Genomic DNA, 24,149 nt, shown 5'->3' on the forward strand with positions numbered 1-24,149 from the left:
TCCGGCCGCGCCACTCCCGGCACGACCGGACGGTACGGGCAGCGATCAGAGGATCCGGGCGAACCGGTTCTCGGGTTTGCGGATGACCAGGGACAGTTCGGCGTGGCCGGAGGTGAAGCGGCCGTGCGTGAAGATCGCGATGAGCCGGGCCAGCACCCGGACCGGCGTGCTCACCGGCGCCCGGTGCACATGCGCCTCGGCGATCACCAGCCCGCGCATCAGGCACCAGCTCCGGAATCCGGCGAGCGAGCTGACCGGCTCGAACACCGGCGCCGGGCTCTCCCGCGGCGGCTCCCCGCGCGATCCGGCGACCCCCAGCGCGCCGAGCACCCGGCGCGGGAGCGCCCGGCGCAGCAGGCCCTGGGCGCTGTCGCGGTCGGTGAAACGGACCAGGAACAGCCCGCCCGGCTTGAGCGCCGCCACCATCCGGTCCATCACCAGTTCGGCGTGCGCGATCCGCTCGATCAGCGCGTCGGCGTGCACCACGTCGAACGAGCGCGGCGGCAGCGGGGCGCTGCGCAGATCGCCCAGGTGGTAGGCGTCCAGGTCGAGGCGCGCCATGGTGCGGGCGCGCAGCGCCGGAGCGTCGAGGTCGATGCCGGTGACGTGCCGGGCCAGGCCCTCGGGCAGCGTCAGCCCGGATCCCCTGCCACAGCCCGCCTCCAGCACGTGGATCTTCGCCAGTCCCTTGTCCAGGGCGTGCAGCCTGACCCGCTCGGCGAAGAGGTCGGCGTCTGGGGCCGGGCCCGAGACCGGCCGGTCCCGCACAGATAGCTCGGTCATGGTTCCGCAGCGTAACCATGGTCGCGGGCGTCTTTCGGTATTCGCGCTTTCTCGCGGTAAACGTGTCCTCGCCCCCGGAACCGGCCGCGGTGGCGCGTACCCTGGAAGCTGCCCGGAGTCAACTGATGATTTCGGGATCTTCGGGCTGCCCGCCTACCCCAAGGTCGATGATGTCTCTCTCGCCTCTGCTTGATCTCCTTCTCACCGATGCCCGGCTGCGCGCCGGCCTCGAGTCGCCGCAGCACCCCCTGGTGGGGCCGCCGTCCTTGCGCCCGGTCCTGGCCGCCGCCCTGTCGCGGACCGCCGTCGACGGCGCCGCGGTGCTGGCCGTCACCGCGACGGGCCGGGAGGCCGAGGACCTGGCGTCGGCGCTGACGAGCCTGCTCGACCCGGTCACGGTCGCGCACTTCCCGTCGTGGGAGACGCTGCCGCACGAGAAGCTCTCGCCGCGCAGCGACACCGTCGGCCAGCGGCTCGCGGTGCTGCGCCGGCTCGCCCACCCCGAGCCCGCCGACCCGGCGAGCGGCCCGCTGAAGGTCGTGGTCGCGCCCGTGCGCGCGGTGCTCCAGCCGATCGTGGCGGGCCTGGGCGACCTGGAGCCGGTCCGGTTGCGCCAGGGCGACGAGATGGACATGGACGAGGTCGTCACGCGCCTCGTCACCGCCGGGTACGACCGGGTCGACCTGGTGGAGAAGCGCGGCGAGATCGCGGTGCGCGGCGGCATCCTCGATGTCTTCCCCGCCGCCGAGCAGCACCCGCTGCGGGTGGAGTTCTGGGGCGACCAGGTCGAGGAGATCCGCTACTTCAAGGCCGCCGACCAGCGCTCGCTGGAGGTCGCCCAGGACGGTCTGTGGGCGCCGCCGTGCCGAGAGCTGCCGCTCACCGACGCGGTGCGCGCGAAGGCCGCCGAACTCGCGGTGGAGTACCCCGCGCTCGCCGACGTGCTCACCCGGATGGCCGAGGGCGAGGCCGTCGAGGGCATGGAGGCGTTCTCCCCGGTCCTCGCGGGCGAGATGGAGCTGCTGGTCGACCTCCTGCCCAAGGGCAGCCGGGTCCTGGTGTGCGACCCAGAGCGCATCCGCGGCCGTGCCGTCGACCTCGTCTCGACCAGCCAGGAGTTCCTCGAGGCGTCCTGGGTCAACGCCGCCTCGGGCGGCGAGGCCCCGATCGACCTCGGCGGCGCGGCCTACCGCACGCTGGACGAGGTCCAGGACCGCGCGGCGGAACTCGACGTCCCGTGGTGGAGCACCAGCCCGCTCGCGGCGGGCGAGGACGACGTCGTGCTGGGCGTGCAGGCCGCCGACGCCTACCGGGGCGACCGGGAGAAGGTCGTCGCCGACGTGCGCGGCTGGCACGAGGCGGGCTGGCAGGTCGTCCTCACCAGCGAGGGCGCGGGCCCGGCCGAGCGCTACACCGAGGTGCTGAAGGACGCGGGCGTGCCCGCGCAGCGCGCCCAGGTCGAGGGCACCGTCTGGGTGACCACCGCCCGCCTGGAGCACGGCTTCATCTGGGACGCGAACGTCAAGCTCGTCGTGCTCACCGAGACCGACCTGTCCGGCCAGAAGTCCTCCACCAAGGACATGCGGCGCATGCCGTCGCGGCGGCGGGGCGGCATCGACCCGCTGCGGCTCTCGGCGGGCGACTACGTGGTGCACGAGCAGCACGGCGTCGGCCGCTATGTCGAGATGGTCTCCCGGACGGTCCAGGGCGCGACCCGCGAGTACCTGATCCTGGAGTACGCGAAGGGCGACCGCCTGTTCGTGCCGACCGACCAGCTGGAGGAGCTGACCCGGTACGTCGGCGGCGAGGCCCCCTCGCTGCACCGGCTGGGCGGCGCGGACTGGCAGAAGGCCAAGTCCCGCGCGAAGAAGGCGGTCAAGCAGATCGCGGGCGAGCTGATCCGGCTGTACTCCGCCCGAATGGCGAGCCCCGGCCATGCGTTCGGCCCCGACACCGTCTGGCAGCGGGAGCTGGAGGACGCCTTCCCCTACGCCGAGACGCCCGACCAGCTCGCCGCGATCGACGAGGTCAAGGGCGACATGGAGAGGCCCGTCCCGATGGACCGGCTGATCTGCGGCGACGTCGGCTACGGCAAGACCGAGATCGCGGTACGGGCGGCGTTCAAGGCGGTCCAGGACGGCAAGCAGGTCGCCGTCCTCGTGCCGACGACCCTGCTCGTCCAGCAGCACCTCTCGACGTTCTCCGAGCGGTTCAGCACCTTCCCCGTCGTGGTGAAGCCGATCTCCCGGTTCCAGTCCGACGCCGACGTCACCGAGACCCTGCGCGGGGTCGCCGACGGCACCGTGGACCTCGTGGTCGGCACGCACCGGCTGCTCAGCCCGTCGACGAGGTTCAAGAACCTCGGCCTGGTGATCATCGACGAGGAGCAGCGCTTCGGCGTCGAGCACAAGGAGGAGCTCAAGCGGCTGCGCACCCAGGTCGACGTCCTGGCGATGTCGGCCACGCCGATCCCGCGCACCCTGGAGATGGGACTCACCGGGATCCGGGAGATGTCCACCATCCTCACCCCGCCGGAAGAGCGGCACCCCGTCCTCACCTTCGTCGGCCCCTACGACACCAAGCAGATCGGCGCGGCGATCCGGCGCGAGCTGCTGCGCGAGGGCCAGGTCTTCTTCGTGCACAACCGGGTGAAGACCATCAACAAGGTCGCGGCCACCCTCAAGGAGCTGGTGCCCGAGGCGCGGATCGCCACCGCGCACGGCCAGATGAACGAGCAGCAGCTCGAAAAGGTGATGGTCGACTTCTGGGAGAAGAACTACGACGTCCTGGTCGCCACGACCATCGTCGAGTCCGGCCTGGACATCCCCAATGCCAACACCCTCATCGTGGACAGGGCCGACATGTACGGCCTGTCCCAGCTGCACCAGCTGCGCGGCCGGGTCGGCCGAGGCCGGGAGCGCGCCTACTCCTACTTCCTGTACCCGCCGGAGACGCCGCTGAGCGAGACCGCGCACGAGCGCCTCGCGACCATCGCGCAGCACACCGAGATCGGCGCGGGCATGTTCGTGGCGATGAAGGACCTGGAGATCCGCGGCGCGGGCAACATCCTGGGCGGGGAGCAGTCCGGCCACGTCGCGGGCGTCGGCTTCGACCTGTACGTCCGGATGGTCGGCGAGGCGGTCCGGGACCTGAAGGAGACCGGCCAGGAGGCCGCGCCGCCGTTGGAGACCAAGGTCGAACTGCCGGTGGACGCGCACATCCCGCACGAGTACGTGCCGGGGGAGCGGCTGCGGCTGGAGGCCTACCGCCGGATCGCGGGCATCACCTCGCCCGACGAGATCCCCGGGGTGCTGGAGGAGCTGAAGGACCGCTTCGGCGCGCCCCCGCTCGCCGTGCTCAATCTGATGGAGGTCGCCAGGTTCCGGGCCAAGGCGCGCAAGGCCGGCCTCACCGAGATCGTGCTCCAGGGCAACTACGTCAGGTTCGCCAAGGCCGGCCACGAGGGCGACCTGCTGCCCGAGTCGCGGTACCTGCGGATGCAGCGCCTGTACCCCAAGAGCCTGATGAAGCCGGGGCACCTGCTCGTGCCCACGCCGAAGACCAGTCCCATCGGGGGAAGGCCGCTGCGGGACGGCGACATGCTGCGCTGGGCGACGGACGCCGTCGATGCGCTCTTCCTGGAACAGATCACCCGTCAGTAAGGTAACCGGGTGATCAGAATGACGCTCGCGGTCGTGGCCCTCGCCCTGTCGGCCACGGCCTGCGGCGGCCAGGTGCGGATGGGCGCGGCGGCGACCTTCGCCGACGAGCCGCGCATCAGTCAGGCCGACCTCGGCACGGCAGCCGAGGAATGGCAGACCTACTACGCGAAGCACCCCCTGGACCGCAGCATCCTCCTGCTGCCGAAGGCCGATTCGCTCCAGGGCAGCATCCTCGCGGGGCTGATCGGCATGCGGGTCGCCGACCAGACCGCCGAGGACCGCGGCATCGAGGTGACCGACGCCCAGGTCGACCAGTTCATCGCCCAGCTGACCGGCGGCCAGACCGCCCGGTTCGACCAGGTCGCGATGCGGTTCGGGGTGGCGCCGTCGCACAGCCGCCGCTTCGCCAGGATGCTGCTCATCACCGACCGGCTCTCCCAGGGCGCCGCCGACGAGGACGCCGCGGTCCGCCAGGTCGGCGACGCGTTCGCGGCGTCGGCGCGCGGGATGGGCATCAAGGTGAATCCGCGGTACGGCGACGCCTACGCCTCCGGCGTGAGCCTCGGCATGCTGTACCCGCCGGTCCAGCACCTGTCGCTGCCCGCGACGGGCACGGGCCGGTGAGCCTCGTCCTGCTGGCGACCTCGCACCGGGTCGCCCCCGGCCTCCTGACGTGGCGGGCCTGGTCGGCCCTGCGCGACGGAAGGGTGCGCACCGCCTCCCCGGACCACCCCCAGCTCCCCTATCTGCGTGACGCGGGCGTCGTCGTCGAGGAGGTCGCGCCCGACGCCCGTGCGGTGGTGGCCGCCGCCCGGGAGGAGGCCGTCGTCTGGCTGGCCGCCCCCGATGGCGACGCGTCCTTCGCGGCGCGGGTCGGCGAGCTCGTCGTGGCCGATCCGCTGGACGTCGAGGTCGTGCACGGCTCCTATGACCTGCCGGGCGCCCGGCTGCTCGACGTGGTCGAGGTGATGCGGCGGCTGCGCAGGGACTGCCCCTGGGACCGCGCGCAGACCCACGCCTCCCTGGTGCCGTACCTCATCGAGGAGACCTACGAGGCGGTCGACGCGATCGCCTCGGGCGACCAGGACGAGCTGTGCGAGGAACTCGGCGACGTCCTGTTCCAGGTGGCCTTCCACGCCGCGGTCGCGGCCGAGAGAGAAGACGGCTTCACCATCGACGACGTCGCCGCGGGGATCGTCGACAAGCTCGTCCGCAGGCATCCGCACGTCTTCGCGGACGTGACCGTGTCCGGCGCCGACGAGGTCGTGGCCAACTGGGACGAGATCAAGAAGGCCGAGAAGGCGGGCCGTCCCCTCCTGGGGGGAGTGCCCCGGTCGATGCCCGCCGTGCCGGAGGCCGAGGACCTCGTGCGCAAGGCCCGTAAGGCCGGGGTGCCCGAGGGGCTGTTCGCGGGCTACGAGGCCCGTGCGGAAGCGGCGCGTATCGCGAACGCGGAGCTGAAGGCGTGGTCTGGCGAGTTCCGGTCGCTCGTGGAGGCATGGGAAGGCCGCTCGCGGGGATGACCGGTACATGGTCTGGCCTCGGGGGGCTGCTGGTTTTGTGACATACGTCCGGTCTATGGTGTGCGCCATGGACTCGGACGCCCGTGGGCGCGGGAAGGCCGGTGCCGTCAGGCGTCTGGCGGGTTACAGCGCCCTCGCGGGCCTGCTGAGCGCGCTCCTGGTGCTGCCGCTCGCCTGCGTCGCGGGGGTGGGCGCCCGCGACTCGGCGGAGTGGCTCCTCACCGAGCCCGTGGACCTCGGCGACCTCACGACGCCGCAGCGTTCCACCATCCTCGCCGCGGACGGTTCGTCCATCGCCACCTTCTACCGGCAGAACCGGGTCGACGTCCCGCTGGAGAAGGTCGCGCCCATCGCCGCCAAGGCGGTCGTCGCGATCGAGGACGCCAGGTTCTACGAGCACGGCGCGCTCGACCTCAAGGGCACGATGCGGGCACTGGCCTCCAACCTCGACGGTTCGGGCGCCTCCGCGCCCCAGGGCGGTTCCGGCATCACCCAGCAGTACGTGAAGAACCTTCTGTACGTGAACGCGGAGACCGACGCCGAGCGGCAGGACGCGGTCGAGACGACGCCCGGCCGCAAGATTCGGGAGCTGCGCTACGCGATCGCGGTCGAGGAGCGGTTCGGCAAGGACGAGATCCTGGAGAAGTACCTGAACGTCGCCTACTTCGGCGACGGCGCCTACGGCATAGAGGCCGCGTCCCGGCGGTACTTCTCCATCCCGGCCGCGAAGCTGTCCCTCGGCCAGGCGGCCACCCTCGCCGGCGCGCTCAAGAACGGCAACCAATACAACCTCCGGCTGAACCCGGAGGGCGCGGTCAACCGGCGCAACACGGTCCTGGACCGGATGGCGGAGCTGGGCGTCATCGACACCGCGACGGCGAAGGCGGAGAAGGACAAGCCGCTCAAGATCAAGATCACCGAGACCAAGAACGGCTGCACCGAAAGCAGGGCCGCGTTCTTCTGCGACTACGTTCAGCGCGAGATCCTCACCAACAAGATCTTCGGCAAGACCCCCGAGGAGCGGGAGCGGCTGCTGTGGATCGGCGGCCTGACGATCCGCACCACCCTGGACTGGAAGACCCAGAAGGCCGCCCACAAGGCGCTGCTCCGGCACGTCCCGGCCAAGAACGACGAGGGCAAGGCCGCCGCTCAGGTCCTGGTGGAGCCCGGCACGGGCGAGATCAAGGGCATGGACGTCGGCCGGGAGCTCGGCCCGAACGAGCAGCGCGGCAAGACCTGGATCAACTTCGCCGCCGACGCCGACCACGGCACCAGCATCGGCATGGCCGCGGGCTCGACCTTCAAGGCGTTCACCCTGGCCGCCGCCTTCGACCAGGGCATGGCGATCGGCGACCGGATCACCGCGCCGAGGGGCTACGCCCCGACCGGCTTCAAGGACTGCAAGGGCAAGGACGTCAGTGACACCAAGGTCCTCACCAACTCCTCCGACGGCGAGGGCGGCCGCAGCTTCAGCCTGCTGACCGGCTCCTGGCACTCGGTGAACACCTTCTTCCTGCTGCTGGAGAAGAAGGTCGGCCTGTGCGACACGGTGAAGATCGCCAAGAAGCTGGGCATCAAGCGCGCCGACGGCAAGCCGCTCCAGGAGTTCGCGTCCTTCACCCTCGGCTTCAACGACGTCTCGCCGCTCAGGGTGGCCGCCGCCTACGCGGCGTTCGGCGCCCGCGGCAAGTACTGCGAGCCGATCGCGATCAAGCGGATCAACACCTCGGACGGCAAGAGCATCCCGGTGCCGAAGGCCGGATGCGAGCAGGTGATCGACAAGGGCGTCGCCGACGCCGTCAATTATGTGCTGTCGGGCGTCCTGACCCGGGGGACGGGCCGGGGGCTCGGCATCGGCAGGCCGGCCGCGGGCAAGACCGGCACCGTGGACAACTACTCGGCCGCCTGGTTCGCCGGGTACACCCCGCAGCTCGCCTCGGCCGTCTGGGTGGGCGACCCGCGCGGTGGCTACAAGTACCCGATGACGAACACCTGCCTGCCGACGCACTGCGGCGGCCCGGTCTACGGCGCGACGATCCCCGGCCCGATCTGGCAGGACACCATGGCCGAGGCGCTGAGCGGGGTCGAGGCGGGGCGGTTCCAGCGCCCGCCGTCGTTCTTCTTCCGCAAGGGCTCGGGCGAGGACGAGGTCAAGATGCCCGACCTTCGCGGCATGTCCCTCGACGCGGCGATGCAGAAGCTCGGCGCGATGGGCCTGGACTTCAAGGTCGGCTCGCACGAGTACAGCGACAAGTACGACGAGGACCAGATCGTCGCGACGGACCCGTCTCCCGGCGCCCTCATCGACCCGGGCGACTCGGGGCTCACCGTCGTCCTCACCGTCTCCAAGGGCAAGGACCCCACGGCCCTCCCCGAACTCCCCGACCCCGGCTGGCCGGAGCCCCAGGAAGAAGGAGCCCCCTGGGAGATCCCCTGACGGGATCCCCCGGGGCGCCATTCAGCTCGGCAGTCTGCCGTCGCGTAGATCGGCGAGGGTGACGGTGTCGATGACGCCCAGGAGGGCGCTGTCGGCGGCCGCCCAGAGGCGGTCGAGGCTGCGGACGACGTCCTGGGCCGCGCCGTTCGCGGGGGGTTCGGCGCGGCGTCCGGCGGGCCTGCCGTCGATGGCGCGCAGGACCTGGCCGACGGTGATGGCGGCGGCGGGCCGGGACAGCCGGTAGCCCGGGTCGGGCAGCCGCTGGTTCAGCACGAGGTCGGCGCGTCTGAGGTCGCCGAGGATGGCCTGGAGGAACGTCAGGGGCAGCGCGTGGGATTCGGCGAGTGCCGCGGCGGTGAGGGGGGCGGGCTCGGCGGAGGCCAGGGCCAGCAGGGCGCGGAGTGCGTACTCCACTCGGGCGGTGATCTGCACGGGCTCCCCGATTATTTCGACTCGTTAAGTTGGATAGACGTCCCAAAAAGTGCCACACCTTACGATGCGGCACTTTCCGGACTTATCTGTTGGAGTCGTCCAGCCCCCAGCGGTTGCGGAGCGACCGGTCGGCGAGGCCGAAGAGCTGGTCGACCACCACGCCGATGATCAGGATGATGAACATCACCGAGATCATCTCGGACGTCTGGTTGAGCTCGCGGCTGAAGGTGAGCAGGGTGCCCAGCGACTGCACGCCGATGATCACCAGCAGTTCGCCGGCCATCAGGGAGCGCCAGGCGAACGCCCAGCCCTGCTTGAGCCCCGCGACGAACGAGGGCAGCGAGGCGGGGATGACCAGGTGCCGGTAGCGGCCGAAGCCCTTGAGCCCCATCACCTTGCCCGCGCGCAGCAGGATCGGCGACGTGTAGTCGACACCGGAGATGAGCCCGTTGGCGATCGACGGCGCGGCGCCGAGGACCACCACGAAGAGGATCGCGCCCTCGCTGAGCTTGAACAGCAGGATCGCGAGGGGGAACCAGGCGATCGACGGCATCGTCTGGAGGCCGGTGATGAGCGAGCCGAAGGCCCGGCGCAGCACCCACGACTGCGACACCAGCGCGCCGACGGCGCCGCCGATGAGGACGGCGAGGGCGAAGCCCACGACCGCGCGCTGCATCGTCAGGCCGACCGCGTCCCAGGTCTTGCCCGAGGTCACGGTGTCCCAGAAGACCGGGAGGACCTCCGCCGGGCCGGGCAGCACCCACGGGTCGCGCCAGCCCGACCAGACCACGCACTGCCAGGCGAACAGGAAGATCGCCAGCGCGGTCACGATCGGCCACAGCGCCGAGTAGACGCGGATCAGCGGGTTCTTCCTGGTCCCCGCGGTCAGCTCCAGGGCGTCGAGCCCGGCGAGCTCCCGGTTGACTCCGGGCTTGGGAGCGCTGTCGCTCGTCTTCTCAAGCACCATGGCGGCTGACTTCCTCCTTGAGCCGGTCGGTGATCTCGGCGGCGAGGGAGGAGACCTCGGGAGCGTCGATGCGGCGCGGCCGCGCGAACTCGACGGGGAACTCCTGGATGACCCGGCCGGGCCGGCTGGACAGCAGCACGACGCGGTCGCCGAGCCGGACCGCCTCGCGCACGTTGTGCGTGACGAACAGGACGGTGAGCTCGCGCTCCCGCCAGATCCGCTCCAGCTCGTCGTGGAGCAGGTCGCGGGTCATCGCGTCGAGGGCGCCGAACGGCTCGTCCATGAGCAGCAGCGTCGAGCGGCGGCCCTGGTAGGACTCGGTGAGCGCGAGGGCGCGGGCGAGGGCGACGCGCTGGCGCATGCCGCCGGACAGCTGGTGCGGGCGCTTCTTGGCGAAGCCGCCCAGGTGGACCGACTCCAGCAGCTCGGCCGCGCGCCCGGGGCGGTCCTTGCGGGGCAGCCCGCGCTGGCGCAGCGCCAGCTCCAGGTTGCCGCCGACGGTCAGCCACGGGAACAGCGCCGGCTCCTGGAACATCAGGGCGACGCGGGCGTTGCCCACGTCGATGGTGCCGGAGCTGGTCTTGTCGAGGTCGGCGACGAGGTTGAGGAGAGTGGACTTGCCGCAGCCGGACGCGCCGAGCAGGCAGACGAACTCTCCGGGCTTGACGTCCAGGGAGACGTTGTCGAGCGCGAGCAGCGCCGAGCTCCCGGATCCGAACGCTTTGGAGACACCGGCGAGCCGGACCGCGGCGGCGGTCCGGCTCTCGGCGGCCTCGGGGGCCTTGGTCATGGGGTCGCGACCTCCGGCTTTCCGGCCGCCTTCAGCACCGTGTTCAGGTAGGACAGGTCGTAGATCCCCTTGAGGTCGACCGGGTCGAGCAGGCCGACGGCCTGGGCGTGCTCGGCTCCTCCGGTCAGCGACGCGGCGATCGGGTCGTTGGTGAACTCGATCTCCTTGAAGGCCGAGTCCAGGACTTCCTTCGACAGCGGCTTGGTCGTCAGCTTCTCCAGCTGGGCGTTGGCCGCGGTCTTGGCCTCCTCCAGGTTGGAGGCGATGAAGTCGTTGGAGGCGACGGTCGCCTCGACGAGCTTCTGGACGAGGTCCGGGTGCTCCTTGGCGAAGTCCTGCCGGACGATCAGGTGGGTGATGACGAACTTGCCGTCGGGCCACAGGGTCTTCTCGTCGATCAGCTTCTTGGCGCCGCTCTCGAGGATGAGGCGGGAGGCGAAGGGCTCGGGCACCCAGGCGCCGTCGATCTCGCCCTGCTTGAAGGTCTCGATCGTCTGGGAGTTCTCCTGCGGGACGACCGAGACGTCGCCGGTGCCGTCCTGGTTGGCGGTGAGGCCCTTTTCCTTGAGGTAGTAGCGGATCGCCACGTCCTGGGTGTTGCCCAGCTGCGGGGTGGCGATCTTCTTGCCCTTGAGGTCGTCCAGGCTCTTGACCTTCTTGGGGTTCACCACGAGGGAGACGCCGCCGGACGCGGCACCCGAGATGATCTTGATGGCCTGTCCCTTGGACTGCGACCAGGCGTTGATGGCCGGGTTCGGTCCGACGAAGGTCGCGTCGACGCCCTTGGCGAACAGGGCCTCGATGGCGGCGGGGCCGGCGTTGAAGGCCTTGCTCGACAGCGTGACGTTCGAGCCCAGCTTCTCGGCGAAGATGCCCTTCTCCAGGCCCACGAGCGCGGTGGCGTGCGTGATGTTGGGGAAGAAGCCGAGGTTGACGGTGACCTTCTCGTCGCCTCCGCCGGAGCCGGAGTCCTCACCGCCGCAGGCTGCGAGCGCCGGGAGACCGATCACCAGCGCCGCCGTCGCTGCGAGGGCTTTTCTCCTGCTGAGCTTCATCGCGCTCCACTCCATCTTTCCGACTGTCTAAGGGGGGATGAGTCGTGCGAGCCGGATGGATATTTCCGACTGGTTTGATGCGAAAAGTAGACCAGGGGATGCCCATCAAGTCAACCCGATCGGTAGGAATAGTGGGGACGGTTGGGTAACGGGTCGGACTCGGGCGGGCGGCGAGCCTCGCGCGGGGGCGCGAGGGGGCTTCGATAGGGTCTGAGGGCAACCCCCGTGATGCTGAACAAGGAGTGCGCACGTGTCCGCGATCGAGGCCGTACACGCCCGGGAGATCCTCGACTCCCGCGGCAACCCCACAGTTGAGGTCGAGATCCTCCTGGAAGACGGCACGCAGGCGCAGGCCGCGGTGCCGTCCGGCGCCTCCACGGGCCAGTTCGAGGCGGTCGAGCTGCGCGACGGCGGCGACCGCTACAACGGCAAGGGCGTCCAGCAGGCCGTCGCCGCCGTGAACGACACGATCGGCAAGGAGATCGTCGGCTACGACGCCGACGACCAGCGGATCATCGACCAGGTCATGATCGACCTGGACGGCACCCCGAACAAGGCCAAGCTCGGCGCGAACGCCATCCTCGGCGTCAGCCTCGCCGTCGCCAAGGCCGCCGCGGACTCCGCCGACCTCCCGCTGTTCCGCTACGTCGGCGGGCCGAACGCGCACGTGCTGCCGGTGCCGATGATGAACATCCTCAACGGCGGCGCGCACGCCGACACCAACGTCGACATCCAGGAGTTCATGATCGCGCCGCTCGGCGCGGCCACCTTCTCCGAGGGCCTGCGCTGGGGCGTCGAGGTCTACCACGCGCTCAAGTCCGTGCTGAAGGCCAAGGGCCTGAACACCGGCCTCGGCGACGAGGGCGGCTTCGCCCCCGACCTGCCCTCCAACCGCGAGGCGCTCGACCTCATCCTCGTCGCGATCGAGAAGGCCGGCCTGACCGCCGGCCGCGACGTCGCCCTCGCCCTGGACGTCGCCGCCACCGAGTTCCACGCGAACGGCGCCTACACCTTCGAGGCCTCGGCCCGGTCCGCCGAAGAGATGGCGCAGTACTACGCCTCCCTCGTCGCCGACTACCCGCTGGTCTCCATCGAGGACCCGCTGGACGAGAACGACTGGGACGGCTGGAAGGCTCTCACCGACGCGATCGGGAGCAAGGTCCAGCTCGTCGGCGACGACCTGTTCGTCACCAACCCCGAGCGCCTCGCCCGCGGCGTCAAGACCTCGACCGCCAACTCGCTGCTGGTCAAGGTCAACCAGATCGGCACGCTCACCGAGACCCTGGACGCGGTCACCCTCGCCCAGACCAACGGCTTCAAGTGCATGATGAGCCACCGGTCCGGCGAGACCGAGGACACCACGATCGCCGACCTCGCCGTCGCCACCAACTGCGGCCAGATCAAGACCGGCGCCCCCGCCCGCAGCGACCGGGTCGCCAAGTACAACCAGCTCCTGCGCATCGAGGAACTGCTCGACGACGCGGCCCGCTACGCCGGCGCCGCGGCCTTCCCCCGGTTCGGCTGGGAGGGCTAGATCAGCGCCCCGCGCTCCGGTGCGCCAGCCCCCCGCGACAGCGCGGGGGGCCGGTCGCATCTGACGTCGCGGGCCGCGATCCTCGCGGTCGTGCTCTGCGCGATCGCGCTGAGCCTCGCCTATCCCGTCCGGGAGTACATCGCCCAGCGCACCCAGATCTCCCAGCTGCAGAAGCGGGAGGCCGCCGCGCGGCAGGAGGTCGAGGACCTCACCGCCCAGAAGGGGCGGCTGGGCGACCCCGACTACATCAAGGGCGAGGCGCGCAGGCGGCTGCACTACTGCGACCCCGGTGAGCAGTGCTTCGTCGTCCTGGACGGGGAGGGCGGCGCGTCGCAGTACGGTGGGGGCGCGCAGGAGCAGCGCAAGGCGCCGCCCTGGTACGAGACGCTCTGGGGGTCCGTCGAGGCCGCCGACGAGCAGCCGTAGCCCCCGTTCGAGTTCGATGAGAAAGGCCCGCAGTGGAAGAGCGTGACGTCGCCGCCGTCCAGGCGCAGCTCGGCCGGGAGATCCGCGGCGCGGCGGAGGTCGCGCACCGCTGCCCGTGCGGACTGCCGGACGTGATCGAGACCGCGCCCTACCTGGAGGACGGGTCGCCGTTCCCCACCCTGTACTACCTCACCTGCCCCAAGGCCGCCTCGGCCATCGGCACGCTGGAGGAGCGCGGCGAGATGCGCCGGATGCAGGAGCGGCTCGCCGAGGACCCCGAGCTGGCCGCCCGCTACCTGGCCGCCCACGAGGACTACAAGGCGCGCCGCGACAAGGCCGCGGAAGCCGCCGGGATGCCTCTGCTGCCCGAGGGCATGCAGACCGCGGGCGGCATGCCCGAGCGCGTCAAGTGCCTGCACGCCCTCGTCGGGCATGAGCTCGCGGCGCCCGGCACCAACCCGTTCGGTCGCGAGGCCCTCGACGAACTCCCGGAATGGTGGCGCTCGGGCCCGTGCGTCGATGTCATGATGGACGGAGAACTGCCCTAACGGGCGCAGCCGGTTCCGGGAGGGCGTTACATGACGCGGGTTGCCGCGATCGACTGCGGGACCAACTCGGTCCGGCTCCTCGTCGCCGACGTCGACACCGAGCTCAAGGACATCGAGCGCGAGATGCGCATCGTGCGCCTCGGCCAGGGGGTCGACCAGACCGGAGAGCTGGCGCCCGAGGCGCTGGAGCGCACCTTCAAGGAGATGCGCGGCTACGCGGCGCTGATCGAGCGGCACGGGGCGGAGAAGGTCAGGGTGGTGGCGACCAGCGCCACCCGCGACGCCCGCAACCGGGCCGATTTCGTCGCCGGAGTCGTGGAGATCTTCGGGGTCGAGCCCGAGGTCGTCTCCGGCGAGGAGGAGGCCGCGCTGTCCTTCACCGGCGCCACCCGCGACCTCGCCGTGCTCCGCCCGCTCCGCCCCTACCTCGTGGTCGACATCGGCGGCGGCTCCACCGAGTTCGTCGTCGGCGCGGGCGACGTGCAGGCCGCCAAGTCGGTGAACATCGGCTGCGTCCGGATGACCGAGCGGCACTTCAAGGGCGCCAACCCGCCCTCGCCCCAGCAGATCGCGGGCGCCGTCGCCGACATCGACGCGCAGCTCGCGGCGGTCCGCGCGGAGGTCCCGGTAGGCGAGGCGCGCACCCTGGTGGGGCTCGCGGGCTCGGTCACCACGGTCTCGGCGATCAACCTCGGCCTCGACGCGTACGACTCGGACCGCATCCACCTGTCCCGGATCACCGCGGCGCAGGTCCACGACATCACCCGCCGCCTGCTGAAGATGACGCACGACGAGCGGGCCGCGATGGGCGTCATGCACCCGGGCAGGGTCGACGTGATCGGCGCCGGCTCCCTGATCCTGGACCGCATCATGCGCGAGTACGGGTTCGGCTCGGTCGTCGTCAGCGAGCACGACATCCTCGACGGCATCGCCTGGAGCCTCGCCTGAGCGGCGGGAACCCCCCGTTCGTCCCGCCCGGCACCGGCTGGCCGGAGGACCCGGCCACGCCGGAGACCCCCGTCGCGGCCGATGCCGAGGCCGTCGTGCGGCTCGCCGCGGGCGCAGGGGACCACGCGGAGCTGGCCGCACGGCAGTCGGTGTGCCGGGCCTGCCCCCGGCTGGTGGACTGGCGGGAGTCGGTGGCGGTCGAGCGGCGAAGGGCGTTCCGCGACGAGCGGTACTGGGGCCGGCCGGTGCCCTCCTGGGGCGCCGAGGACGCGCCGATCCTGCTGGTCGGGCTCGCCCCCGCCGCGCACGGCGGCAACCGGACCGGCCGGATCTTCACGGGCGACCGCTCCGGCGACTGGCTGTTCGCCTCGCTGCACCGGTGCGGCCTCGCCGCCAAGGACACCAGCACGCACGCGGGCGACGGCCAGCGGCTGCTGCACACCCGGGTCGTCGCGACGGTGCTGTGCGCGCCCCCGGACAACAAGCCGCTTCCGGTCGAGCGCGACGCCTGCCGTCCGTGGCTGGTGCGGGAGCTGGAGCTGACGCGGCCGAAGGTGATCGTGGTGCTCGGCGGGTTCGCGTGGCAGGCGCTGTGGCCTTCGCTGGCCGCCGCGGGCCTGCCCGTGCCGCGTCCCCGACCCCGTTTCGGACACGGAGTGGAGGCGGCGGTGGGCGACGCCGTCGTCCTCGGCTGCTACCACCCGTCGCAGCAGAACACGTTCACCGGGCGGGTCACCGAGGAGATGCTGGACACCGTCTTCCGCCGCGCGAGGGCGCTGGCCGGGCGGTGATCAGGGGAATCGGGGGGCGGGACAGGACCGGGCTCAGCGGCGGGCCGCTGAACGCCCCCGTAGGGCCCTGTCCCTTCCCCGAAGAGTGAGATGCCCCGTAGGCCCCATGGGTTTGCGGTTTCGGCGGAATTTTTCCCGTCCCGATCCGGTCGGCACGGGCGTGGCGCGTGGCACATCTGACCGGCGGGGCTTGGGGTAGGCCCCGTACTGCCTAAGATCGGCGGTGCGCCGACGGCTGGAGGGGGACTGACGATGGCGGACGGGGTCGCGGGACGGCTGGAGCCCTTGCTGGTCCGGCTGCTGGGCCCGGAGCCGCCGGTCCGGGTCCGCGCCTGGGACGGCAGCGAGACCGGCCCGAAGGACGCGCCCGCGTTCGTCCTCCGGGACCGCAGGGCGCTGCGGCGGTTGCTGTGGAAGCCGGGCGAGGTCGGCCTCGTGCGCGCGTTCGTCGCCGGGGAGCTCGACATCGAGGGCGACGTCTGCGCCGCGCTCGGCGCGCTCCAGCGGGTGCTGCGCCGCGGCGACGAGCCGATCGCGCTGAGCGCCGAGGACAAGCGGGAGATCGTGCGGACCGCGGTGATGCTCGGCGCGGTGGGCCCGGAGCCGAAGGCTCCCCCGGAGGAGGACGGCGCGGGCCTGATGGCCGAGACGTCCGCCGGGCTGTACGCCCGGATGACGGGAGAGGGCCGCGGCACGGGCGTCGGCAGATGGGCGGACGCCCTGACCCTCGAAGAGGCGCAGGACGCCGACGCCCGGGACGTCGCGGCCCGGCTCGCCCCCCGCCTCGGCGAGTCGGTCCTCGAGGTGAACGCCGGATTCGCCGCGTTCTCCCGGCTGCTCGCCGCCCAGTGCCCCGGGGCCGACGTGACGGCCGTCACCCCGTTTCCCGAGCAGGCGCCCCCCGGCGTCTTCCTGGAGCCCGAGCTTCCGGGCGGCGCCTTCGACGACCGCAGCTACGACGCCGTCGTCTCGCTGGCCGGGACCACCCCCGTGCACCGCGATCTCGACCGTCTCGTCGGGGTGCTGCGGCCGGGCGGCAGGCTCCTGGTCCGGCAGACCGTCCACCGGCCGGACGCCCTGCCCCGGCCCTTCACCAGCGACTACGTCTACGGTAAAGGTGGAGACACCCCCACCCTCGGCGAGTTCATCAGCCTCATGGACGCCGTCGGCCTCGAGGTGCGCGGAGTGCGCGCCCTGCGCGATGAGTACGCGCTGACCCTGCGTGCTTGGGCGGGCCATCTCGCCGCCCCCGCGCCCGGCGACGGGATCGCGCGGGTCTGGTCGCTGCACCTCGCCACTACCGCGCTCGCGTGCGAGAACGGCAGAATCGGCGTGTACGAGGTCGAAGCGGTGCTCCGTTGAGCGTCATCGGCCGAGAATGATCGCCCTGAACGGAACCATAATCGGACGCCGTCCGTCTATGAGATGAAGAAGTACAACTGCTGGAGGCAGTGATGGAGAGCAGGAACCCCGTGTTCCGCAAGGTCGGGGAGCAGGCGCGGATGGGGCATACCCCCACTCCCGCCGAGCTTCAGGGCATGTACGACCAGCCGGCCTACGCGCCCCCCGCCGAGCGCGCGATGACGATCGACGATGTCGTCGTCAAGGGGTTCGCGAGCCTCGGTGTGCTGGCCGTCACCGGCACCGTCGCCTGGGTGCTCAACCTCAACATGGGCATCGCTCTCGTGGCGGTCCTCGCCGCGTTCGGCATCGGCCTGTACCTGAGCTTCAGCGGCAAGTCCAGCGCCGCCCTGACGCTCACCTACTCGGCGCTTTACGGCATCGCGGTCGGCGCGATCAGCCACCTGTACAACGACCTGTACAACGGCATCGTCTTCCAGGCGATCCTCGGCACCGCACTCGCGTTCGGCGCGGTCCTCACCGTCTACGCGCTGCGGATCATCCGGGTGACGCCGAAGTTCACCCGCTTCGTGGTCGCCGCGGGCTTCGGCCTCGTCGCGCTGATGCTGGTCAACCTGGTCGTCGGCCTGTTCAACGACACCGGCATCGGCATCCGCGAGTACGGTTTCCTCGGCATCGCGTTCAGCGTCGTGGCGATCCTGGTCGGCTGCTTCTTCCTGATGCTCGACTTCGACATGATCGAGCGCGGCGTCCAGCAGCAGCTGCCCGCGAAGTACGCCTGGGCCTGCGCCTTCGCGCTGACCAGCACGCTCGTCTGGATCTACCTGGAGATCCTGCGCCTCCTGGCGATCCTCCAGGGCAACGACTGACCCCGGTCCTGCGGCCATGAAGAAGGCCCCGGCGCTTCCCGCGCCGGGGCCTTCGCCGTCCTGCGGGAGCCGCCTAGCTGAGGCGCTCCAGGACCATGGCCATGCCCTGGCCGCCGCCGACGCACATCGTCTCAAGACCGAACTGCTTGTCGTGGAACTTGAGGCTGTTGATGAGGGTGCTGGTGATGCGGGCGCCGGTCATGCCGAAGGGGTGGCCGATGGCGATGGCGCCGCCGTTGACGTTGAGCCTGTCGTAGTCGACGCCGAGCTCGTCGGCCGACGGCAGGACCTGCGCCGCGAACGCCTCGTTGATCTCGACCAGGTCGATGTCGTCGATCGTCAGGCCCGCGAGGGCGAGGGCCTTCTTGCTGGCCTCGATCGGGCCGAGGCCCATGATCTCCGGCGACAGCCCGCTGACGCCGGTGCTGACGACCCGGGCCAGCGGGGTGATGCCGAGCTCGGCCGCCCTGGTGTCGCTCATGATGACCAGGGCCGCGGCCCCGTCGTTCAGCGGGCAGCAGTTGCCCGCGGTGACCGTGCCATCGGGACGGAACACCGGCTTGAGCTGCGAGACCGCCTCGTAGGTGGTGCCCGCGCGCGGTCCGTCGTCGGTGGCCGCGACGGTGCCGTCGGGCAGCGTGACGGGGGTGATGTCGGTCGCCCAGAAGCCGTTCGCGATGCCCTTCTCGGTCAGGTTCTGCGAGCGGACGCCGAACTCGTCCTGCCGCTGCCGGGACACGCCCTTGAGCCGGGCGACGTTCTCTGCGGTCTGGCCCATCGCGATGTACACGTCGGGCAGGGCGCCGTCCGCGCGCGGGTCGGTCCAGTCCTTGCCGCCCTCGGCCAGCACCGCGGTGCGCGCCTCGGCGTCGCCGAAGAGCGGGTTGGTGGTGCCCTTCGGACCGTCGGACGAGCCGAACGCGAACCCCGAGACGTGCTCGACGCCCGCGGAGACGATGACGTCGGCCTCCCCGGCCCGGATCGCGTGCAACGCCATCCGGGTCGTCTGGAGCGATGACGAGCAGTACCGGGTGACGGTCGCGCCGGGCACGGCGTCGAGGCCGAGCAGCACGGCGACGACCCGGCCCATGTTGTAGCCCTGTCGGCCACCGGGCAGGCCGCAGCCGAGCAGGAGGTCGTCGATGGTGTTCGGGTCGAGCTGGGGGACCTTGTCCAGCGCGGCCTTGACCATGGACGCGGCCAGGTCGTCCGCGCGCAGGTCCTTCAAAGAGCCTTTGAACGCGCGGCCGATCGGGGATCGAGCGGTGGCGACGATGACAGCCTCGGGCATGATGCCTCTTTCCTCGGACCGGGACGGGTGGGGCCGCTTGGGGACGCGGAACCCGTCGCCCTCAAGTTACCTACCCGTCAGTTTGTAGTCCGTCTCCAGGCGCCGATCCAGAGAACGGTGTGCGGGTCAGCGCCCGTACATACCTGGAATTGTGCCCGCGCCGTCATTGACGCCGTGCAGCGCCCCCTTCTCGTCGCGCCAGACGCGCCAGCCGTCGGTCGCGCCGGTGTACCAGGACGGCGGCGCGATGGTCTGGTCGTCGGCCCTGCGGCCTCCGGCGAGGTCGTACGGGCACAGCGAGGCCGTCGGGTAGAAGCCCTTGAGGCCGCCCTTCAATTTCAGCGCGGCGGGTGTGACGGTGCAGAACCCCCAGGTGCGCATCCCGTCGGCGGTGACGGCGTTGCCCCGGGCCAGAGAGTAGGCGGTCCCTGCGCGGCGTCCGGCGAGGAAGCCAACGTTGGCGAGGTCGTCGGAGAACGACAGCCACCACGGGGTGTCCTGCGGCAGCGCCGTCGCCGGGACGATCGGGCCCTTCGCGCCGGTCGCCCGGTCGAGCCGGGTGAAGCCGCCGTACGCGCCGCGCTTGCCGAGTTCGCGGCCGACGATCGCGACCGCCGGGCTCGCGCTCGGGTGGACGCGTAGCAGGCCGGGCCGCGACCAGACACGGCGGCCGTCGGTGAGCCGCAGGGCGAAGTACCCGAAGGACGTCAGCCGGGAGCCCTTCCGGTTCGGCCCGACATACCCCAGCAGCATCCCGTCGGCGACGCCGGCCGCCCACCCGCCGTCGAGGTCGGCGTCGGAGCCCACCGCGGCGGCCAGCGGGTACGTCCACTCGCGCACGCCCGTGGCGGGCCCGTATGCGGCCACCGCGGGACGCGGGGTGCGGCGCAGCAGCACGAGGCGGTCGGCGTCGGCGTGCTGCACCTCCGCGATGCCGGGGACCCGCCACAGCGGCCGTCCGGTCGCCCCCTCCAGCACGGTGAAGCGCGTCTTCGCGCCGCCCGCGAGCTCGGTGAGGCACACGTTGGCCCCGCACGCCGTCGGCCCGTAGGTCGCGGTGACGGGCCGGACCCACCGCTCCAGGCCCTCGCGCGCCTCCCGCGCCACGATCGCCTTCTTGCCGTTCGGCCGCGGTTCCACCGCGACGACCATCCCGCCGACGATCGCCGGAGGCTGCACGCCCATCGAGTTCGGCCGCCCCGCCATGGTGGCCCGCTCCGCCCAGAGCGGGGCGCCGGTGGCCACGTCGTGCACGACGGTCCGCAGCGCGCCCCGCTCGCCGAGCGCGGTGGCCGCGGTGACGCCTTCGGCCGTCATCGGACGGCTCACCACGTTCACCGTGGTGTCCGCCCAGCGCGTCACGCGGGGGATGTCGTCGCCGCCCTCCTTGGCCGCCGAGCAGCCCGCCAGGAGCGCCCCCGCGGACAGGACGCACAGCGCCCGGCGGACGGGGAAGGCGGCCCGCCCCGCTACCTGGGGTGCCCGGTATGTGGCGGAGGGTGTCGGTCGTTGGGCGCGGGAGGCCATGTCGGGTACTCCGATGAGGTGCGGGGCCCGAGAGGGACTCAGGCCATTCCTGGCGCGACCTCCGGCAGGCTCGGGCCGGAGGGGCGGGGACGAGCGGGAGCCGCCCCCCTGCGGCGCAGCAGCGTGACCCAGCGGGGTGCGCCTTCGCCGCGCGCGGCGACCTCGGTGCCCGGCTTCTCGGCGGCCGAGGCCGCGGCGAGGTAGATGGGCAGGACTCCCTCGGCGAACCGGTCCTCGGGTTCGAGGTCCAGCGCGGCCGTCACCGACGGTAGCAGGGCGGCGGCCGCCGCACCGTAACCTCGCGCGGACGGATGGTAGCGATCGGCCGAGAAGAACTCCCCGGGCTCGATGGCGAAGTCGCGGCCGAGGAGGTCGCCGAGCGACACCGAGCGCCCCCCGGCGCGGACCACCACGACGGTCTGCGCGGCGGCGAGCTGGCGGCTGGTCCGCTGCGCGATCCAGCGCAGCGGCTGGAGCAGCGGCTCGACCGAGCCGAGGTCGGGGCAGGTCCCGACGACGACGCGCGCGCCCGCCTCGACGAGCCGGGAGACGGCCCGTTCCAGATGCCGGACCGACTCTCCGGCGGGGACCCGCGCGGTCACGTCGTTCGCGCCGATCATGATGACCGCGATGTCGGGTGCTTCGGAGAGCGCCTTGGTGGTCTGCTCCTCCAGGGCCGCCGACCGCGACCCGGACACCGCGACGTTCGTCAGCCGGACCGGGCGGCCCGCGCTCGCCGACAGGCCCGCGGCGAGGAGGCCCGCGGCCGTCTCATCCGGGGCGACGACGCCGATGCCCGCCGCGGTGGAGTCGCCGAGCATGGTGAAGGACAGCGGCTCGCCCGGCAGGTGCGCGCCGTAGAGGCCGTCGGTGACGGGTGGGGCTTGGGCCGCCGAGCCCTGGATGATCTTCCTGGCCGCCTTGGCCTCGGCCACGAGCAGCCCGAAGGTCAGCCCGCCCAGAACGGTCAGGCCGCCGCTGCCGAATGCCGCGGCCGTCACGATCCTGCGGGTCGTCAGCGCTCTCAGCATGTGCTCGCTCACCCCCGGAGAACGCGTTAGTGTCGTTTGGAATCTATCCGAGACGTCCGGGGGCTCGGAGGCTCCCTTGCCGGACGAAACGGTGTGGAAACACTGAAATCATTCCCTCTAATCGGTCATTTCAGACATTAACCAATGGGGCCCGGGAGTGGTCTGTGGCCTCGCGCACAGACAAGGACGTCAAGTGCAGGTGCATGACTCGCTCGTCTCCCTCATCGGCGACACCCCGCTCGTCCGGTTGCGCAACGTCACCGAGGGGCTGTCCGGGCAGGTGATCGCCAAGGTCGAGTACCTGAACCCCGGAGGTTCGGTGAAGGACCGGATCGCGGTCAAGATGATCGACGCGGCCGAGACGTCCGGCGCGCTGCGGCCCGGCGGCGTCATCGTGGAGCCGACCTCGGGCAACACGGGCGTCGGCCTCGCCCTTGTCGCGCAGGAGCGCGGGTACCGCTGCGTCTTCGTGGTGCCCGACAAGGTCGCCTCGGACAAGGTGAACGTGCTGCGGGCCTACGGCGCCGAGGTCGTCGTCTGCCCGACGGCGGTCGCGCCCGACCATCCGGACTCGTACTACTCGGTGTCCGACCGGCTGGCCGCGGAGATCCCCGGGGCCTGGAAGCCCGATCAGTACGCCAACCCCGGCAACCCCGCGTCGCACTATGAGTCGACGGGGCCGGAGATCTGGGCGCAGACCGACGGGCGCGTCACCCACTTCGTCGCGGGGATCGGCACCGGAGGCACCATCTCGGGCGCGGGCCGGTACCTCAAGGAGATCTCCGACGGGCGGGTCCAGGTCGTCGGCGCGGACCCCGAAGGCTCGGTCTACTCGGGCGGGAGCGGGCGGCCCTACCTCGTCGAGGGCGTCGGCGAGGACATCTGGCCGGACACCTATGACCGGAAGGTCTGCGACGAGATCATCGCGGTCTCCGACAAGGACAGCTTCGCGATGACCCGCCGCCTCGCCCGAGAGGAGGGCCTGCTCGTCGGCGGATCGTGCGGCATGGCCGTCGTCGCCGCGCTGCGGGTGGCCGAGAAGGCGGGCCCCGACGCGGTGATCGTCGTGCTGCTGCCGGACGGCGGCCGCGGCTACCTCTCGAAGATCTTCAACGACGACTGGATGCGGGACTACGGTTTCCTCAGCGCGACGAGCGACGAGGCGACCGTGGGTGACGTGCTGGCGACCAAGGGTGATGAACTCCCCGAATTCGTGCACGCGCACCCGCACGAGACGGTCCATTCCGTCATCGAGCTGATGCGCGAATACGAGGTCTCGCATATTCCGGTCATGAAGGAAGAGCCTCCCGTCATGGCCGCCGAGGTCGTCGGGTCCATCAGCGAGAAGGATCTGCTGTCCCTCCTCGTCGCGGGCAAGGCCCGTCCCGAGGACCCGCTCTCCCGGCACATGTCCGCGCCGCTCCCGACCCTGGGCTCCGGCGACTCCATGGCCCGCGCCGTCGAGGTCCTGGAGCGCAACGGCGCGGCGGTCGTCCTGGTCGACGGCAAGCCCAAGGGCATGCTCACCCGCCAGGACCTCCTCACCTACCTGGCCTCCTGACCCGCCTCCGTCGCGGGCCCGCCCTTCCGCCGGGCCCGCGACGGACGGCGAGCCGATCACGAAATCTCACACCCGCCCATGAACATCCGCGTCACCGGAATCCTCATCGAAAACGACGAGATCCTTCTCCTGGACCAGGACACCGACACCTCTCGCACCTGGTCCCTCCCCGGCGGAAAGGTGACCCCCGGCGAAACCCTCACCCAAGCCCTGGTCCGCGAACTCAAAGAGGAGACCGGCCTGGCCACGGCCCCCGGCCGCCTCCTTTACCTCTGCGACCACATCCAGACCCCCGCCACCCACATCCTCCACATCACCTTCGAAGTCCACCGCATCGGCGGGACTCTGGGCGACATTCCGCCCGCCCCCGACACCCGCCCGATCCGCCAAGTCAAAATGGTCGAACTCACCGACCTCCCCTCCCTCGGCTTCACACCCCTCTTCACCGCGCTCGCCCAGTCCGGCTTCCCCGATGCGGGCTCCTATATGGGCCCCAAAAGCGCCATCGGGCTTTGACCCGTCCTCGATAGGGCGCCGCGCGAACCGCGTCGGGTCTGCCGAGGGGTCCCGGCCGGGCGCGTGGCGGGGAGGCCGTGCGCCCGGCCGGGGAGG

At 71.4% G+C, this 24,149-nt stretch carries 21 protein-coding genes; 13 read left to right on the plus strand and 8 right to left on the minus strand.

The window, feature by feature from the left end; genetic code table 11:
* Positions 1–45 precede the first annotated feature (45 nt).
* Positions 46–783, minus strand: coding sequence for a class I SAM-dependent methyltransferase (locus tag EDD29_RS01160; RefSeq protein WP_123661734.1), 738 nt, complete (start codon positions 781–783; stop codon positions 46–48).
* A gap of 170 nt (positions 784–953) precedes the next feature.
* Between EDD29_RS01160 and mfd the strand changes: the two genes are divergently transcribed.
* The 4 genes from mfd to EDD29_RS01180 all read left to right on the plus strand — a co-directional run bounded on the left by mfd (position 954) and on the right by EDD29_RS01180 (position 8,405).
* The gene (mfd, locus tag EDD29_RS01165) at positions 954–4,445 is read left to right on the plus strand and encodes a transcription-repair coupling factor (protein ID WP_123670198.1); all 3,492 of its coding nucleotides are present in this window, start codon (positions 954–956) and stop codon (positions 4,443–4,445) included.
* Between the two features lie 18 nt (positions 4,446–4,463).
* Entirely contained in the window at positions 4,464–5,069 is a 606-nt protein-coding gene (locus EDD29_RS01170) for a SurA N-terminal domain-containing protein (RefSeq protein WP_123661735.1), read from the plus strand.
* The gene (locus EDD29_RS01175; RefSeq protein WP_123661736.1) at positions 5,066–5,968 is read left to right on the plus strand and encodes a nucleoside triphosphate pyrophosphohydrolase; all 903 of its coding nucleotides are present in this window, start codon (positions 5,066–5,068) and stop codon (positions 5,966–5,968) included. Before EDD29_RS01170 ends, EDD29_RS01175 begins: the two co-directional genes overlap by 4 nt.
* 67 nt (positions 5,969–6,035) lie before the next feature.
* Positions 6,036–8,405 carry a transglycosylase domain-containing protein gene (locus tag EDD29_RS01180; protein ID WP_123661737.1) on the plus strand — a complete coding sequence of 790 codons (2,370 nt, stop codon included), beginning with the start codon at positions 6,036–6,038 and terminating at the stop codon, positions 8,403–8,405.
* Positions 8,406–8,426: 21 nt separating this feature from the next.
* Here the strand turns inward: EDD29_RS01180 and EDD29_RS01185 are convergent, their stop codons facing one another.
* From EDD29_RS01185 to EDD29_RS01200, 4 genes are all read right to left on the minus strand, one after another.
* Complete coding sequence (locus EDD29_RS01185; RefSeq protein WP_170201245.1) at positions 8,427–8,837, minus strand: Rrf2 family transcriptional regulator; 411 nt, start codon at positions 8,835–8,837, stop codon at positions 8,427–8,429.
* 82 nt (positions 8,838–8,919) lie between these two features.
* On the minus strand, positions 8,920–9,804 hold the full coding sequence (locus tag EDD29_RS01190) for an ABC transporter permease (protein ID WP_123661739.1): 885 nt from the start codon (positions 9,802–9,804) through the stop codon (positions 8,920–8,922).
* Positions 9,794–10,594: an ABC transporter ATP-binding protein gene (locus EDD29_RS01195; RefSeq protein WP_123661740.1), complete on the minus strand. Its 801-nt coding sequence runs from the start codon at positions 10,592–10,594 to the stop codon at positions 9,794–9,796. Before EDD29_RS01195 ends, EDD29_RS01190 begins: the two co-directional genes overlap by 11 nt.
* Positions 10,591–11,664, minus strand: coding sequence for an ABC transporter substrate-binding protein (locus EDD29_RS01200; RefSeq protein ID WP_246052445.1), 1,074 nt, complete (start codon positions 11,662–11,664; stop codon positions 10,591–10,593). The genes EDD29_RS01195 and EDD29_RS01200 overlap by 4 nt, the downstream gene beginning before the upstream one ends.
* A gap of 235 nt (positions 11,665–11,899) precedes the next feature.
* Here EDD29_RS01200 and eno point away from each other — a divergent pair, with 235 nt between their 5' ends.
* The 7 genes from eno (at position 11,900) to EDD29_RS01235 (ending at position 18,127) form a co-directional block, all read left to right on the plus strand.
* Complete coding sequence (gene eno, locus EDD29_RS01205) at positions 11,900–13,183, plus strand: phosphopyruvate hydratase (RefSeq protein WP_123661742.1); 1,284 nt, start codon at positions 11,900–11,902, stop codon at positions 13,181–13,183.
* A gap of 90 nt (positions 13,184–13,273) precedes the next feature.
* Positions 13,274–13,609 (plus strand): FtsB family cell division protein, encoded by a 336-nt coding sequence (locus EDD29_RS01210; protein WP_246052446.1) that lies wholly within the window; start codon positions 13,274–13,276, stop codon positions 13,607–13,609.
* Between the two features lie 32 nt (positions 13,610–13,641).
* Positions 13,642–14,157 (plus strand): DUF501 domain-containing protein, encoded by a 516-nt coding sequence (locus EDD29_RS01215; RefSeq protein WP_123661744.1) that lies wholly within the window; start codon positions 13,642–13,644, stop codon positions 14,155–14,157.
* Positions 14,158–14,187: 30 nt separating this feature from the next.
* Entirely contained in the window at positions 14,188–15,105 is a 918-nt protein-coding gene (locus tag EDD29_RS01220; RefSeq protein WP_123661745.1) for a Ppx/GppA phosphatase family protein, read from the plus strand.
* A gap of 95 nt (positions 15,106–15,200) precedes the next feature.
* Complete coding sequence (locus tag EDD29_RS01225) at positions 15,201–15,896, plus strand: uracil-DNA glycosylase (protein WP_246052447.1); 696 nt, start codon at positions 15,201–15,203, stop codon at positions 15,894–15,896.
* 252 nt (positions 15,897–16,148) lie between these two features.
* Positions 16,149–17,258 carry a class I SAM-dependent methyltransferase gene (locus tag EDD29_RS01230; RefSeq protein ID WP_123661746.1) on the plus strand — a complete coding sequence of 370 codons (1,110 nt, stop codon included), beginning with the start codon at positions 16,149–16,151 and terminating at the stop codon, positions 17,256–17,258.
* Positions 17,259–17,350: 92 nt separating this feature from the next.
* Entirely contained in the window at positions 17,351–18,127 is a 777-nt protein-coding gene (locus EDD29_RS01235; RefSeq protein ID WP_123661747.1) for a Bax inhibitor-1/YccA family protein, read from the plus strand.
* Positions 18,128–18,200: 73 nt separating this feature from the next.
* Here the strand turns inward: EDD29_RS01235 and EDD29_RS01240 are convergent, their stop codons facing one another.
* The 3 genes from EDD29_RS01240 to EDD29_RS01250 form a co-directional block, all read right to left on the minus strand.
* A complete protein-coding gene (locus EDD29_RS01240) occupies positions 18,201–19,418 on the minus strand; it encodes an acetyl-CoA C-acetyltransferase (RefSeq protein WP_123661748.1) in 1,218 nt (405 codons plus the stop codon).
* 126 nt (positions 19,419–19,544) lie between these two features.
* Positions 19,545–20,945 (minus strand): outer membrane protein assembly factor BamB family protein, encoded by a 1,401-nt coding sequence (locus tag EDD29_RS01245; RefSeq protein WP_123661749.1) that lies wholly within the window; start codon positions 20,943–20,945, stop codon positions 19,545–19,547.
* A 38-nt stretch (positions 20,946–20,983) separates the two neighbouring features.
* Positions 20,984–21,976 carry an SGNH/GDSL hydrolase family protein gene (locus EDD29_RS01250; protein WP_123661750.1) on the minus strand — a complete coding sequence of 331 codons (993 nt, stop codon included), beginning with the start codon at positions 21,974–21,976 and terminating at the stop codon, positions 20,984–20,986.
* A gap of 193 nt (positions 21,977–22,169) precedes the next feature.
* Between EDD29_RS01250 and EDD29_RS01255 the strand changes: the two genes are divergently transcribed.
* Entirely contained in the window at positions 22,170–23,537 is a 1,368-nt protein-coding gene (locus tag EDD29_RS01255) for a cystathionine beta-synthase (RefSeq protein ID WP_123661751.1), read from the plus strand.
* Positions 23,538–23,615: 78 nt separating this feature from the next.
* Entirely contained in the window at positions 23,616–24,053 is a 438-nt protein-coding gene (locus tag EDD29_RS01260; protein ID WP_123661752.1) for an NUDIX domain-containing protein, read from the plus strand.
* The last annotated feature ends 96 nt before the right edge of the window (positions 24,054–24,149 follow it).

The sequence above is a fragment of the Actinocorallia herbida genome (assembly GCF_003751225.1).
GTDB classification, from domain to species: domain Bacteria; phylum Actinomycetota; class Actinomycetes; order Streptosporangiales; family Streptosporangiaceae; genus Actinocorallia; species Actinocorallia herbida.

What these genes read in the sequence shown, in the direction of transcription:
- EDD29_RS01160 (WP_123661734.1), bottom strand. Translation starts at nt 783, where the DNA reads ATGACCGAGCTATCTGTGCGGGACCGGCCGGTCTCGGGCCCGGCCCCA.
- mfd (WP_123670198.1), top strand. Translation starts at nt 954, where the DNA reads ATGTCTCTCTCGCCTCTGCTTGATCTCCTTCTCACCGATGCCCGGCTG.
- EDD29_RS01170 (WP_123661735.1), top strand. Translation starts at nt 4,464, where the DNA reads ATGACGCTCGCGGTCGTGGCCCTCGCCCTGTCGGCCACGGCCTGCGGC.
- EDD29_RS01180 (WP_123661737.1), top strand. Translation starts at nt 6,036, where the DNA reads ATGGACTCGGACGCCCGTGGGCGCGGGAAGGCCGGTGCCGTCAGGCGT.
- EDD29_RS01190 (WP_123661739.1), bottom strand. Translation starts at nt 9,804, where the DNA reads ATGGTGCTTGAGAAGACGAGCGACAGCGCTCCCAAGCCCGGAGTCAAC.
- EDD29_RS01195 (WP_123661740.1), bottom strand. Translation starts at nt 10,594, where the DNA reads ATGACCAAGGCCCCCGAGGCCGCCGAGAGCCGGACCGCCGCCGCGGTC.
- EDD29_RS01200 (WP_246052445.1), bottom strand. Translation starts at nt 11,664, where the DNA reads ATGGAGTGGAGCGCGATGAAGCTCAGCAGGAGAAAAGCCCTCGCAGCG.
- EDD29_RS01220 (WP_123661745.1), top strand. Translation starts at nt 14,188, where the DNA reads ATGACGCGGGTTGCCGCGATCGACTGCGGGACCAACTCGGTCCGGCTC.
- EDD29_RS01230 (WP_123661746.1), top strand. Translation starts at nt 16,149, where the DNA reads ATGGCGGACGGGGTCGCGGGACGGCTGGAGCCCTTGCTGGTCCGGCTG.
- EDD29_RS01235 (WP_123661747.1), top strand. Translation starts at nt 17,351, where the DNA reads ATGGAGAGCAGGAACCCCGTGTTCCGCAAGGTCGGGGAGCAGGCGCGG.
- EDD29_RS01240 (WP_123661748.1), bottom strand. Translation starts at nt 19,418, where the DNA reads ATGCCCGAGGCTGTCATCGTCGCCACCGCTCGATCCCCGATCGGCCGC.
- EDD29_RS01245 (WP_123661749.1), bottom strand. Translation starts at nt 20,945, where the DNA reads ATGGCCTCCCGCGCCCAACGACCGACACCCTCCGCCACATACCGGGCA.
- EDD29_RS01250 (WP_123661750.1), bottom strand. Translation starts at nt 21,976, where the DNA reads ATGCTGAGAGCGCTGACGACCCGCAGGATCGTGACGGCCGCGGCATTC.
- EDD29_RS01260 (WP_123661752.1), top strand. Translation starts at nt 23,616, where the DNA reads ATGAACATCCGCGTCACCGGAATCCTCATCGAAAACGACGAGATCCTT.